Raw genomic sequence first — 13176 nt, forward strand, 5'->3', positions numbered from 1 at the left:
GGACGCGGACCACCGACTGCGCACGACGGCAAGGCCCGCCCGGGGCCAGCCCCACTCACGCCCTCCGTACCAGGGACCGGGAACCAGGAACCGGAAACCGCGCGCCCGCCCCGCCGCGGACGAGCAACCACGTCCCCCGGCCCCGGGAAACCCCGACCGCCCGGGAAAGAGTTCACCCCGGGTAGAAAGCGACCGACGCGGTCTCCTTCAGCGTGCGCCATCCGCTCCCGCCGGGCAGCCACAGCAGCCCGTCCTTGGAGGTCGCGAACAGCGGGATGTCGCCGTCCTCGGACGCGGCGATGCTCCTGACCTCCGTGAGACCCGGAAGCGTTCCCGCCTCGGGGAACGAGCCGTCGCACTGCACGTACTGGACCTGTTCCACGCCGCCGGCCTCCCGGCCGACCACCACGAGCCGACTGTCCCCGGCCCACGACATGGCCGTGACCTTCTCCAACTCCGGTGTCGCGGAACGTAGTTCCTGGACCGACATGGCCGGTTGCGTCCCGTCGCCCACGCCTCGTTCGATCCGCCCGATGAGGAGGGACTGCTTGCCGCCCTTGTCCACGACGAGCGCGATGCGCACCCCGTCCGCCGCCACGCGCACGGCGTTGATCCGGCCGTCCAGGCCCGGGGTGAGCACCTTCAGTGGTTCACCGCCGCCCTTCTCCAGCAGGAGCAGCCGCGGGGCGGCGGGATCGCGGTCGGCGACCCACAGGTTGCCGTGGGCGTCCCAGCTGGGAGTGGTGAGCCGGTCGGTCTCCGTCTTGCCCTTGCTCTCCAGGACGGGGGTGCCGAGGGAGTTGCCGGACAGGGTTGAGGCGACGTAGAGCGTCCTGCCGTCGAGGGCGACTCCGGCCGCGCTGTGCTCGTCGTGGGCCACGGCCACCGAGCGCAGCGCCTTGGCGCCCTCGCCGAACGCTCCGGGCACGGGTTCGGCCTTGGTGTCGCCGCTGCCGCTGGCCATCCGTACGAGGCGGTGCTGGCCGTCGATGAAGTAGAGGTAGCCGGGGCTGCTCTGCGAGCCGCGGGCGGCGACGGCGGCGGCTCGTTCCTCGTTGACGGAGCACAGCTGGGTTCCGCCCGCGCGCAGCGCGATCTCGTCGACGGTGGGGGTCAGGCTCTGCAGGGAGAACAGCAGCTGGGCCGCCATCTCTTCGCACTTGTCCTGTCCGATGTGGGCCGCCTTGTCGTTGAGCGGCACGGTGACCTTGTTCTGGTCGTCGGGCGTCAGCGCGTCCACGCCCTTGGGGAGGGCGGTGCCGGTGGGGAAGCTGGATCTGACGACGGGGCGGAGCCAGCTGGTGGGTCCGGTGAGCACGGAGCGCACCATCTGCGTCATGGGGTCGACCCGCTCGCGTACGTAGACGGGGTCGGCGACGGCCATGGGCTGTCCGGAGGCGTCCGCCCGGGTGTTGGAGGCGAAGTAGTACTTGTTGACGGCGACGTAGTTGCGCTGGAAGTCGGACTTGCCCATGACGACGCCTGCGGGGAGCACGTCGATGCGCCACTGGCCGGTCTTCTTGTCGCGGGTGAGGTGGACCGGCTGGCCGTAGCCGCCCGAGGCGGGCGCGTACGACTGCTGGGCGTCCACGGTGGCGACCCTGGTGCCGGTGAGGACGAACGAGAAGTCGTCGCCGCCCTCCCTGCTCCCGGCGGGGTCGGCCTCGGTGGCCGGTCCGTCCGCGAGGACCGTGGTGGACCGTTCGGGCTCCCACGCGCGGGCCGCCCGGTCGGTCAGGTACTGCCGGGCGGTGGAGTAGCCGGGGTCGTCGCTGGTGAGCGCCTCCAGGAAGCCCTGGACGATCTCGGCGGGCGGTGCGTCGTCCCTGGGTGGCATCGCGAACACCCGTACCTGGGTGTCCTGGCGGGGGGTGGACTCGACGTTGCGCAGGTCCCCGCTGTCCGGCATCGAGGCGCATCCCGCCAGCAGGACGACACCGCAGACGGCGTACGCCATCGTGCGCCGCGGCGTGCGGCCGGCCCAGGTGCCCCCCTCGCGCTGTTCAGCGCCCACGACGTGCCTCCTGTTGCTCGTCCGCGCCCTCGGCACCGGCATGGGACAGGTCCGGGTTCCCCCTGGACGCCGTGTGTGCGGCGTCGTCCACGGGGCCCAGGTTGCCTGCGGCGCCCGCGGTGTCCGCCCGGTCCGGGCCGCGGCTGTCCGCCGTGGTCCGGGGGGCAGGTTCGTCGTCGTGTTGCCGTGCGCCGCCCGCGCCCCCGCCCGGCACGGGCCGGGACACCACGCGCGCGCCGTTGCCGGGCAGCGCCGTCGGGTCGGCGGTGGGGGACGTCGTGGCGGTGCGGGGCGTGAGCGATGTCCGGGCGGCCGACGCCTGTTCCGTAGCGGGCTGCGCGGGAACCGTCGCGCTCTTCTGGCCGCCGCCGCGCGGCACACCCGCGTCGTCGAGCTCTCCCCGGTTGCGGCGGGAATCCTTGGGTTCCAGCGGTATCGGCGAGCCGCGCAGCGGTTCGTCGGCGGTCCGGGGCAGGGTCAGCCGGAACTGCGAGCCGCCGCCGGGCTCGCCCCAGGCCTGCAGCCATCCGCCGTGCAGTCGGGCGTCCTCCAGGGCGATGGACAGCCCGAGGCCGGTGCCGCCCGTGGTACGCGCGCGTGCCGGGTCGGCGCGCCAGAAGCGGCTGAAGACGCGGGTGGCCTCGCCGGGCTTGAGCCCGACGCCGTAGTCCCGCACGGCGATCGCGACGGCTCCGCCGGCGGCGGCGAGTTTGACGATGACGTCCTTGCCCTCTCCGTGTTCGACGGCGTTGACGACCAGGTTGCGCAGCACGCGCTCCACGCGCCGGGCGTCGGCCTCGGCGACGACGGGCTGCTGGTCGCCGAGGACGCGGACGGTGGTCCCCTTGCGTTCGGCGAGCGGCGCGGCCCCGCTGACGACGCGCCGTACGACCTCCCTGAGGTCGATCGGCTCGGCCTCCAGGGCTGCGGCGCCGGCGTCGAAGCGGCTGATCTCCAGCAGGTCGGCGAGGAGCGTCTCGAAGCGGTCGAGCTGGTCGGCGAGCAGTTCCGCGGACCGCGCGGTGACGGGGTCGAAGTCGACGCGGGCGTCGTGGATGACGTCGGCGGCCATGCGGACGGTGGTCAGGGGGGTGCGCAGTTCGTGCGAGACGTCGGACACGAACCTGCGCTGCATGCGTGACAGGTCCTCCAGTTGCTGGATCTTCAGCTGGAGGTTCTGGGCCATCTTGTTGAAGGCCTCGCCGAGGCGGGCGATGTCGTCCTCGCCGGTGACCTTCATCCGTTCCTGCAGGCGTCCGGCGGAGAGCCGCTCGGCGATCCCGGCGGCCATCCGCACGGGCGTGACGACCTGCCGCACGACGAGCCAGGCGATGGCTCCGAGGAGGACGACGACGAAGAGACCGGCGGTCGCGAGGGTGCCCTTGACCAGGCTGAGCGACTTCTCCTCCTGCGTGAGCGGGAAGAGGTAGTAGAGCTCGTAGGCCTCGCCCTTGGGGTCGTTGACCTGCTTGCCGATGACGACGGCGGGCTGCGATTCCTTGTCACTGAGATACATGATGCGGGAGTAGCTCTGCACCGCGCCGGTGCCGCTGTCGACGCGCTCGCGCAGGTTCTCGGGGATGCTCTTGTTGGGGTCGACGAAGCCGGAGGCCCGCGGCCCGCGGCCGCCGCCGCTGTCGTTGACGGGGGGCAGGGTGACCACGTCGAAGGCGCCCTGTCCGCCGCTGGACAGCGACAGCACGAGTTCGCTCATCCATTCGGTGACGTTCGGCGAGCCGCGGCCGCCGGCCGGGGCGGCGCCGTCGGCGCCGGAGCCGGAGCCGACGGCTTCGTCGGCCTTCTGCTTGGCGACGGCGAAACCGCCGGTGGCCTGGCTCTGGGATGCCCTGACCTTGGCGTCCAGCAGGCCGTTGCGGACCTGCCCGATGACCACGAAGCCCAGCAGCAGGACGACGCCGAGCGACATCAGCAGGGTCGTGGCGACGACCTTGAGCTGGATGTTGCGCCGCCACAGCCGCATGACGGGCAGCAGCGGCCGGCGCACCCAGCGCAGCAGCAGCCTCAGGACGGGGCTGTTGCGCACCCCGCCCCGCAGGAACCCGTGCTCGAGCAGGCGGGCGGAGCGTGATCCCGGCATGTCACGGCCGACAGGCCGCTCCGGGCGGGCCCCGGACCGTCCGGGAGCCGAAGCGGCGCTGTCCCCGGTCATGTCAGCTGGGCCCTGCCTTGTATCCGACGCCACGGACGGTCACCACGATCTCCGGTCGCTCCGGGTCTTTCTCGACCTTGGAGCGCAGTCGCTGCACGTGCACGTTGACCAGGCGGGTGTCGGCGGCGTGCCGGTAGCCCCACACCTGCTCCAGGAGCACCTCGCGGGTGAACACCTGCCAGGGCTTGCGTGCGAGCGCGACCAGCAGGTCGAACTCCAGCGGGGTCAGCGCGATCGACTGTCCGTCCCGCTTCACGGAGTGACCCGCCACGTCGATGACGAGGTCGCCTATGGCGAGCTGTTCGGGCGCCGGCTCCTCCGACCTCCGCAGCCGGGCCCGGATGCGGGCGACCAGCTCCTTCGGTTTGAACGGCTTCACGATGTAATCGTCGGCGCCGGACTCCAGCCCGACGACCACGTCGACGGTGTCGCTCTTGGCCGTGAGCATCACGATCGGCACTCCGGACTCCGCCCTGATCAGGCGGCACACCTCGATGCCGTCCCGTCCGGGCAGCATCAGGTCCAGCAGCACCAGATCGGGCTTCGCCTCACGGAAAGCAGCCAGCGCCTTGTCGCCGTCAGCTACGAAAGACGGCTCAAAACCTTCACCACGCAGCACGATGCCGAGCATCTCGGCCAGTGCGGTGTCGTCGTCGACGACAAGGACTCGTCCCTTCATAAACGACATCATCCCATTCTCATAACGGTGAAGGAGGCGCAGGTGAGAAGGCTCACCGGCCTGTGACCATAGTCGTACCGGGCCGTCACTGTCTGCCCCGGGCCGCCCGACCTCGTCGTCCGGGGCGGATGCCGGCGGCGATCCCGGGGGAAATGCCGGTGCGCGGGCGGTCGGCCGATGGTGGGATGCGCGGCATGAGCGACCCTCTGCGCGACCGCGTTCACGCGTACTACGCCACCGTTCCTCTTCGGTTCGCCGAGGCCGAGGACTTCGGTCCGCTGCGTCTGTTCGTGCGGAAGGAGCCGGGTGCCCCGTACTACGGCGGTCCCGGCCACGCCCAGCCCACCGCGGAGGGCGCGGCCCGCGTCGGCGCCGCCGACATCGCCCGGGTGCGTGCCCGGCAGCGCGAGCTCGGAGTGCCGCAGGCCTTCGAGTGGCCGGCCGAGTCGGCGCCGACGTTGCGCGCCCGTTTGGAGGCCGCCGGCATGGCGGTGCTGCGACGCCCGCTGATGGCCCTGCCGCCCGGCCACCCGCTGCCCGCGCGGCCCCTGCCGGACGGCGTGACACTGCGTGCGCTCACCGCGGACGATCCGGCGCTGCCGGCCGCCTTGGCGCTGCCCCGGCCGGCCTTCGGGTGATGCCGTGCCCGTCTCGGCCCCGGCGGAGCGGGAGCGGCTGTCGGCACTGGCTGAGGAGCTGTCCGCGGACGGCACCGTGGCCGCCGTACGCCGCGCCCTGCGCGCCGGGCACAAGACGCTCGTCGCCGCTCTCGCCCCGGACGGCATCCCGCTGGCCACCGGCCACTACCACCCGGCGGCCGGCGCCACGGAGATCGGCGGCGTCGGCACCCTGGCCTCGGCCCGCCGCCAGGGGCTGGGCGCCGCCGTGACGACGGCCCTGGCCGCCCACGCCCGCGCGCACGGCGTGAACACGGTCTTCCTCGCCTACGCGCAGGAGACCGTCGCCCGCCTCTACGCCGGGCTGGGCTTCCGGCCCGCCGGCACGACCCTCCTGATCGCCGGCCAGCCCGCACGATCCTGGAAGGTCCGGCCCGCTGGGCGCCTCTGACGGGCGTCGGCCGGCCGACGCCCGTCAGGACCGCTGCCCGCCCTGACCGGCCCCGGCGCACATCTCGGCGAGCGCTTCCGCCGTCACGGGCGAGATCGTCCCCTCCTCCGTGACGATGGCCGTCACCAGCTCGGGCGGCGTCACGTCGAACGCCGGGTTGTAAGCCTGGGTGCCCAGCGGCGCCACCGGGACGCCCCCGCCCGCTCCCGTCACCGGCGCCTGGGGCGCGCTGACCTCCGTCACCTCGTACCCGGGCCGCTGCTCGACCTCGATCGACGCCCCGTCCGGCGTCTGCGCGTCCACCGTCGTCAAGGGCGCGACCACGATGAAGGGCACGTGGTGGTAGCGCGCGAGGACCGCGAGGGGATAGGTGCCCACCTTGTTCGCCACCGACCCGTCGGCCGCGATGCGATCCGCCCCCACCAGCACGGCGTCCACCTCTCCCGCCGCGAACAGCGACCCCGCCGCATTGTCCGTCAGCAGTGTGTATCCCATGCCGTTGCGCGCCGCTTCGTACGCCGTCAGGCGCGCTCCCTGCAGCAGTGGACGGGTCTCGTCCACCCACAGCCGTCGGAGCCGTCCGGCCCGGTGTGCCGCCAGCGCCACCGCGAAGGCGGTGCCCTCCCCGCCCGACACCAGCGCTCCGGTGTTGCAGTGTGTGAGGACGCGGTGCCCGCCGCCCGGCAGCAGTTCGTCGAGCAGCGCCAAGCCGTGCCCGGCCATCCGGGCACTCGCCTCGGCGTCCTCCCGGTGGAGTTGCCGTGCGGCCGCCAGCGCGGCGCGCGCGCCCTGCGCGGGATCGCCGCCTTCGGCGACCGCCGCCCGGTAGGCGGCCCGTGCCCGTCGCACGCCCACGGACAGGTTCACCGCGGTCGGCCGGGCCCCGGCCAGCGCGTCGGCGGCGTCGTCCACGTCGAAGCCGCGCACGGCGGCGAGCGCGACGCCGTACGCCCCCGCGATGCCGAGCAGCGGCGCACCGCGCACCGCCAACGACCGGATCGCCTCCACCAGCGCGGACGCGTCGGTGCACACCAGCTCGACTTCCTCGGCCGGCAGTCTCGTCTGGTCGAGAAGAACCACCACGGGACCTTCGGGCGGCTCCTCCCATCGGATCGCGGGAATCTCGCTCGGCCGCTTGTCCTCGCCGGATTGCGCGTACTGATCAGCCATGCGATCAGTCTGCCCCCGATCCGGCGGACAATTGAAGGTGTGCAGCCCATACCGCGGCCGGTCCACCGATCGGCCCACCATGGCACGATGGCTCCCAACCTGCCGCCGCGACCGCGGACGGGCACCGTGAAGGAGCGACGATGAAAGACACTCCGGGCTGGGCCTCGCCCGGATCCGCCCCCTCCGACGGACAGGAGCCCGGCACGTCCCGCCCCGCCGGACCCGCCGACCGCCCCGACGGCGACAGGCCCGCGGACCAGCCGGACGCCGGTCCGCAGGACCCCGGCACGAAGTGGTCGAAGGAACAGCCGCCCCCCGGCCGGTGGTCCGCCCCGGCAGGCCCCCGGAGCCCCGGCGGGACCCCGCCGTCCGCACCGCCTCCGCCTCCCGGCGCGGGCTGGGGCGGCCCCCCGCCCGCCGGCCCGGTCGGGCCGGGCCCACAGGGCGGCTACGGCGGGCGCCCCGGTTACGGCCCTCCCCCCGGCTGGGGAGGAAGCTGGGGCGGGCCCCCGCCGGCGGCCAAGCCCGGCGTGATCCCGCTGCGCCCCCTCGGCGTGGGCGAGATCCTCGACGGCGCCGTCGCCACCATGCGCACCTACTGGCGCACGGTCCTGGGCATCTCGCTGACCGTCGCGGTCATCACCGAGGTCGCCGTCGTCCTGCTGCAGCGACTGGTCCTGAACGGCTCCACCGACACCACCGCCCTGGGCGACCCGAGCGCCACGGCCGACGAGCAGCTCAACGCCATGGGCGACGCCATGCGCGCCTCCGGGCCCCTCCTCCTCATCACCCTCCTGGGCACCATCACCGCGACCGCTCTGCTGACCGCCGTCACCAGCCGGGCGGTCCTCGGCAGACCGGTCACCCTCAAGGAGGCCGGGCGCGACGCCGGCCCTCAGGTGCCCAGGCTCTTCGGGCTGATCTTCGTGCTGGTGCTCATCGCCGCAGCGGCAGCCGCCGCCTGCCTGCTGCCGGGCATCCTGGTGGGCGCCGTCGGCGACGGCGACGCGGGAACCCCGCTGCTGGCCTTCGGCATCCTCGCCTCGTTCGTCCTCGTGCTGTGGCTGCTGGTCCGCTTCTCCCTCGCCTCGCCCGCGCTCATGCTGGAGAAGCAGGGCATCAAGAAGGCGCTCGGCCGCTCCGTGAAGCTCACCCGCGGCTCCTGGTGGCGCGTCTTCGGCATCCAGTTGCTCGCTCTGCTCATCTCGAACATCGTCTCGATGATCGTCGTCGTGCCGTTCGCCCTCGTCGGCGCCGCACTGAGCGACGGCGGCGTCAGCGGCATGGTCCAGCCCGGCGCCGAGTACGGCTGGACGTACCTGATCGTCAGCGGCATCGGCTCGGTCCTCGGCTCCATGATCACCTTCCCCATCGCGGCCGGCGTCATCGTGCTCCTCTACATCGACCAGCGCATCCGCCGAGAGGCCCTCGACCTCGATCTGGCCCGCGCCGCAGGCCTCCAGGGATACGGCTCCCCCGCCCCCGGCGCCACCACGGGGAGCTGATGCGGTGAGCCTGACGGGGGGAGCACTCACCGCGCCGCGCCCGGGCATCCTGCCCCCGCACACACCGCAGGGCACGGCCGACGGCGTCGCGGCAGCCCTGTCCCGCGCCTCCGACAGAGCTCTGACCGCCCTGATGCGCCCGGGCGACAGCGCGGCGGCCGCGTCGGCCCGCTCGGGCGACCGGCCTCCGGTCACCGTGCCCCGCGACCCCGCCCGGGAAGCGGCCCACCGCGAACTGTCCAAGGACCTGTACCACCAGAACGGCCCCGGCCTCCTCCAGCGCGTCCTGGACGCCTTCTGGAACTGGATCGGCGACCTGTTCGACAGCGCGTCGGCGGCCGCTCCCGGCGGCACGCTCGGCCTGCTGGTCGTCGTCCTCACCGTCGCGGCCGTCGTGGCCGCCCTGTGGTGGCGCCTCGGCACGCCCAGCCGCAGCCCGTCCTCCGCCGCCGCCCTGTTCGGCGACCGGCCCCGCAGCGCCGCCCAACACCGCACGGCAGCCGAGGCGCACGCCGCCCAGGGCCACTGGAGCCAAGCCCTGCAGGAACGCATGCGCGCCGTCGTCCGCGCCCTGGAGGAACGGGCCCTTCTCGACACCCGCCCCGGCCGCACGGCCGACGAGGCGGCAGTCGAGGCCGGCCATGCCCTGCCCGCCCACACCGCCCGACTGCGCACCGCCGCCCGCGACTTCGACGACGTCACATACGGCGGCCGCCGGGCGACCGAACAGACGTACCGGCGCATGGCCGAACTCGACCTCGACGTGGAACGCGCCACGCCCCGGCCGGCGGCGAGCACCCCCCACGCCGCGGCCCGCCCCGCCCCCCGGGGAACCGCCGGATGAGGCCCGCGGCCACGCCCCCGACCACCTCCGCGTCCTCCACCGGGCGCCTGCTGTGGACCCGCGCGCGCGGACTCACCCTCGCCTTCGTCCTCCTCCTCGCGGGCGCTGTCACACTCGCCGTGCTCCGGTCCGACGCCCGCCACGGCGCCCTCGACCCACGGTCCGCCGACCCCTCCGGCAGCCGCGCCATCGCCGAACTCCTCGCCGACCACGGGGTGTCCACCCGCGTGGTCACCTCCCTGGCCGAGGCCCGCACCGCAGCCCGCCCCGACACCACTCTCCTGGTCGCCACCCCCGACCTTCTGACGCAACCTCAGCAAAACGAACTGCGCTCGTCGACCGCCGACTCCGGCGGCCGCACTCTCCTCGTCGCCCCCGGCAGCCCCTCCGTGAACGCCCTCGCCCCCGGCGTGAGCGCCGACCCGGCCGACAGCCGCCGCTCCGCGCTCTCCCCCGACTGCGCCCTCCCCGCCGCACGCAGGGCCGGCACCGCGGAAACCGGCGGCGTCCGCTACACCACCAACCACCCCGGCGCCGACGAGTGCTACCCCAGCGAACACCTCGCCACCCTGCTCCGCATCCCGGACACCTCCGGCGACGGCGACACCATCGTCCTCGGCGCGCCCGACATCCTCTACAACGAGCGTCTCGACGAGCAGGGCAACGCCTCGCTCGCCCTCCAGCTCCTCGGCTCCCGCGCCCATCTGGTCTGGTACCTCCCCTCGCTCTCCGACACCTCCGCCACCACACAGGACGGCGAGAAAGACTTCCTCGACCTGCTCCCGTCCGGCTGGCTCTGGGGCACACTGCAGCTCTTCCTCGCGGCACTCCTCGCCGCCCTCTGGCGGGCACGCCGACTCGGCCCGCTCGTGCCCGAAAATCTTCCCGTGGCGATCCGCGCCTCCGAAACCGTCGAAGGCCGCGCCCGCCTCTACCGCAAGGCGGCCGCCCGCGACCGCGCGGCCGCCGCTCTTCGCTCCACTGCCCGCACCCGCCTCGCCCCTCTCCTGGGCGTCCCCGCACCCCAGGCGCACTCGCCCGAGGCACTCCTGCCCGCCCTGTCCGCCCACCTCCACGGCGACGGACAGTCCCAGCACTCGCTCCTCTTCGGCCCGCCACCCGGCGACGACACGGCCCTGACCGCACTCGCCGACCAACTCGACGCCCTCGAAAGAGAGGTACGCCGTCCATGATGGACCCGACCACTGACAACGCCGGGCACACCGGGGACCCGGGCCGTGCCCGCGCCTCCCTGGAAGCCCTGCGCGCCGAGATCTCCAAGGCCGTGGTCGGCCAGGACCCCGCCGTGACGGGCCTCGTCGTCGCCCTCCTGTGCCGCGGACACGTGCTCCTCGAAGGAGTCCCCGGAGTGGCCAAGACACTGCTCGTCCGCGCCCTCTCCTCCGCACTCGAACTCGACACCAAACGCGTCCAGTTCACCCCCGACCTCATGCCGAGCGACATCACCGGCTCGCTCGTCTACGACGCCCGCACCGCCGAGTTCTCCTTCCAGCCCGGCCCGGTCTTCACCAACCTCCTGCTCGCCGACGAGATCAACCGCACCCCTCCCAAGACCCAGTCGTCCCTCCTCGAAGCCATGGAGGAGCGCCAGGTCACCGTGGACGGCACTCCCCGCCCCCTCCCCGACCCGTTCCTGGTCGCCGCGACCCAGAACCCGGTCGAGTACGAGGGCACCTACCCCCTCCCCGAAGCCCAGCTGGACCGCTTCCTCCTGAAGCTCACCATCCCGCTTCCCTCCCGCCAGGAGGAGATCGACGTCCTCACCCGCCACGCCGGGGGCTTCAACCCGCGTGACCTGCACGCCGCCGGCGTACGCCCCGTCGCAAGCGCCCCCGACCTCGAAGCCGCCCGCGCGGAAGTCGCCAAAACCACGATCTCCCCCGAGATCACGGCCTACGTCGTCGACATCTGCCGCGCCACACGCGAATCGCCGTCGCTCACCCTGGGCGTGTCCCCGCGCGGCGCGACCGCGCTCCTCGCCACCGCGCGCGCCTGGGCATGGCTCACCGGCCGCGACTACGTGATCCCCGACGACGTCAAAGCCCTCGCCCTTCCCACCCTCCGCCACCGGGTCCAGCTCCGCCCGGAGGCCGAGATGGAAGGGGTGACCGCCGACTCGGTCGTCAACGCCGTCCTCACCTACGTCCCTGTCCCCCGCTGATGGCTCTCACCGGACGCACCGCGCTCCTCGCGGCCCTCGGCTCACTCCCCGTCGGCATCTGGGACCCGAGCTGGACGGGCATTCTCGCCGTCAACGCACCCCTGGCCTTGGCCTGCGCGTGCGACTTCGCCCTGGCAGCCCCGGTCCGCCGACTCGGCCTGACCCGCTCCGGCGACACCACCGCCCGCCTCGGCGACCCGGCGGACGTCACCCTCACCCTCACCAACCCCTCCCGCCGCGCCCTGCGCGCCCAGCTCCGCGATGCCTGGCCGCCGAGCAGCTGGCAACCGGGAACGGAATCCGCGGCTTCCCGCCACCGCGTGACCGTCCCACCCGGCGAACGCCGCCGCGTCACCACCCGTCTCCGCCCCACCCGCCGAGGCGACCACCGCTCCGACCGCATCACGATCCGCTCCTACGGCCCCCTCGGCCTCTTCTCCCGGCAAGGCGCTCACAGAGCCCCCTGGACGGTGCGCGTCCTCCCGCCTTTCACCAGCCGCAAGCACCTGCCGTCGAGACTGGCGCGCCTGCGCGAACTCGACGGACGCACCAGCGTCCTGACCCGCGGCGAAGGCACGGAGTTCGACAGCCTGCGCGAGTACGTTCCCGGCGACGACACCCGCTCCATCGACTGGCGGGCCACAGCACGCCACTCCACGGTCGCCGTCCGCACCTGGCGTCCTGAACGCGACCGGCACATCCTTCTGGTCCTCGACACCGGCCGCACCTCCGCAGGGCGAGTCGACGACGCCCCCCGCCTCGACGCCGCGCTGGACGCGACCCTCCTCCTCGCCGCCCTGGCATCCCGCGCCGGCGACCGGGTCGACCTCCTCGCCTACGACCGCCGCGTGCGCGCCCTGGTCCAGGGCCGCACCGCACGCGACGTCCTCCCGTCCCTGGTCAACGCCATGGCGACCCTCGAACCCGAGCTGGTCGAAACGAACGCCCGCGGGCTCACCGCAGCAGCCCTCCGCACGGCCGCTCGCCGCTCCCTCATCGTCCTGATGACGACACTCGACGCCACCCCTGTCGAAGAAGGCCTCCTTCCCGTCCTCCCTCAGCTCACCCGGCGCCACACGGTGCTCGTGGCCTCGGTCGCCGACCCGCACGTCGCCCGCATGGCCGGCTCCCGCGGCAACGCCGACGCGGTCTACGATGCGGCGGCCGCCGCCCAGGCCCAGGCCGAGCGCCATCGCGTCGCCGAACAACTCCGTCGGCACGGCGTCACCGTGGTCGACGCGACACCGGACGACCTCGCCCCCGCGCTGGCCGACGCATACCTCGCCCTGAAAGCAGCAGGACGCCTGTAAAACGAAACAGGCTCTCCTGCAGGAGAGCCCGAAAAGACGACCACGACATTGTCCCGGGAAAACAGAAAACCCCCGCACCGGAGGTGCGGGGGTTTCCCATAAAATTTGTTCGGCGGTGTCCTACTCTCCCACAGGGTCCCCCCTGCAGTACCATCGGCGCTGTAAGGCTTAGCTTCCGGGTTCGGAATGTAACCGGGCGTTTCCCTCACGCTATGACCACCGAAACACTATGAA

The 13176-nt window shown here is 73.3% G+C and carries 9 protein-coding genes, 1 rRNA gene and 1 pseudogene; 6 read left to right on the forward strand and 5 right to left on the reverse strand.

The window, feature by feature from the left end:
• Positions 1-172: 172 nt before the first annotated feature.
• Genes IE239_RS01885 through mtrA form a run of 3 tightly spaced genes read right to left on the reverse strand, consistent with a single transcriptional unit; the run spans position 173 to position 4875 of the window.
• Entirely contained in the window at positions 173-2014 is a 1842-nt protein-coding gene (locus IE239_RS01885) for an LpqB family beta-propeller domain-containing protein (protein WP_190147403.1), read from the reverse strand.
• On the reverse strand, positions 2004-4184 hold the full coding sequence (gene mtrB, locus IE239_RS01890; RefSeq protein ID WP_190147404.1) for an MtrAB system histidine kinase MtrB: 2181 nt from the start codon (positions 4182-4184) through the stop codon (positions 2004-2006). The genes IE239_RS01885 and mtrB overlap by 11 nt, the downstream gene beginning before the upstream one ends.
• A gap of 1 nt (position 4185) precedes the next feature.
• Positions 4186-4875, reverse strand: a complete 690-nt coding sequence (mtrA, locus tag IE239_RS01895) for a two-component system response regulator MtrA (protein ID WP_187283109.1) — start codon at positions 4873-4875, stop codon at positions 4186-4188.
• Between the two features lie 173 nt (positions 4876-5048).
• On the opposite strand from mtrA, the pseudogene IE239_RS43225 reads away from it, so the two are divergent.
• Positions 5049-5931, forward strand: a pseudogene (locus IE239_RS43225) (GNAT family N-acetyltransferase).
• A 24-nt stretch (positions 5932-5955) separates the two neighbouring features.
• On the opposite strand, the gene mtnA reads toward IE239_RS43225, so the two are convergent.
• Complete coding sequence (gene mtnA, locus IE239_RS01905; protein ID WP_190147405.1) at positions 5956-7101, reverse strand: S-methyl-5-thioribose-1-phosphate isomerase; 1146 nt, start codon at positions 7099-7101, stop codon at positions 5956-5958.
• A gap of 140 nt (positions 7102-7241) precedes the next feature.
• Here mtnA and IE239_RS01910 point away from each other — a divergent pair, with 140 nt between their 5' ends.
• Genes IE239_RS01910 through IE239_RS01930 form a run of 5 tightly spaced genes read left to right on the forward strand, consistent with a single transcriptional unit; the run spans position 7242 to position 12942 of the window.
• Positions 7242-8606, forward strand: a complete 1365-nt coding sequence (locus tag IE239_RS01910; RefSeq protein WP_190147406.1) for a DUF7847 domain-containing protein — start codon at positions 7242-7244, stop codon at positions 8604-8606.
• 4 nt (positions 8607-8610) lie between these two features.
• Positions 8611-9450, forward strand: coding sequence for a DUF4129 domain-containing protein (locus IE239_RS01915; protein ID WP_373308037.1), 840 nt, complete (start codon positions 8611-8613; stop codon positions 9448-9450).
• Complete coding sequence (locus tag IE239_RS01920) at positions 9447-10643, forward strand: DUF4350 domain-containing protein (RefSeq protein WP_190147407.1); 1197 nt, start codon at positions 9447-9449, stop codon at positions 10641-10643. The genes IE239_RS01915 and IE239_RS01920 overlap by 4 nt, the downstream gene beginning before the upstream one ends.
• On the forward strand, positions 10643-11632 hold the full coding sequence (locus tag IE239_RS01925) for an AAA family ATPase (RefSeq protein WP_190147408.1): 990 nt from the start codon (positions 10643-10645) through the stop codon (positions 11630-11632). Before IE239_RS01920 ends, IE239_RS01925 begins: the two co-directional genes overlap by 1 nt.
• A complete protein-coding gene (locus IE239_RS01930) occupies positions 11632-12942 on the forward strand; it encodes a DUF58 domain-containing protein (RefSeq protein ID WP_190147409.1) in 1311 nt (436 codons plus the stop codon). The genes IE239_RS01925 and IE239_RS01930 overlap by 1 nt, the downstream gene beginning before the upstream one ends.
• Positions 12943-13049: 107 nt before the next feature.
• On the opposite strand, the gene rrf is transcribed toward IE239_RS01930, so the two are convergent.
• Positions 13050-13166: ribosomal RNA gene (rrf, locus tag IE239_RS01935) — 5S ribosomal RNA — on the reverse strand.
• Between the last annotated feature and the right edge of the window lie 10 nt (positions 13167-13176).

The sequence above is a fragment of the Streptomyces humidus genome (genome assembly GCF_014649655.1).
In the GTDB taxonomy this organism is placed as follows: domain Bacteria; phylum Actinomycetota; class Actinomycetes; order Streptomycetales; family Streptomycetaceae; genus Streptomyces; species Streptomyces humidus.

Excerpts from the sequence above, each read along its gene's own strand:
- IE239_RS01920 (WP_190147407.1), top strand. The coding sequence starts at position 9,447 with ATGAGGCCCGCGGCCACGCCCCCGACCACCTCCGCGTCCTCCACCGGG.
- mtnA (WP_190147405.1), bottom strand. The coding sequence starts at position 7,101 with ATGGCTGATCAGTACGCGCAATCCGGCGAGGACAAGCGGCCGAGCGAG.
- IE239_RS01910 (WP_190147406.1), top strand. The coding sequence starts at position 7,242 with ATGAAAGACACTCCGGGCTGGGCCTCGCCCGGATCCGCCCCCTCCGAC.
- IE239_RS01930 (WP_190147409.1), top strand. The coding sequence starts at position 11,632 with ATGGCTCTCACCGGACGCACCGCGCTCCTCGCGGCCCTCGGCTCACTC.
- mtrA (WP_187283109.1), bottom strand. The coding sequence starts at position 4,875 with ATGATGTCGTTTATGAAGGGACGAGTCCTTGTCGTCGACGACGACACC.
- mtrB (WP_190147404.1), bottom strand. The coding sequence starts at position 4,184 with ATGACCGGGGACAGCGCCGCTTCGGCTCCCGGACGGTCCGGGGCCCGC.
- IE239_RS01925 (WP_190147408.1), top strand. The coding sequence starts at position 10,643 with ATGGACCCGACCACTGACAACGCCGGGCACACCGGGGACCCGGGCCGT.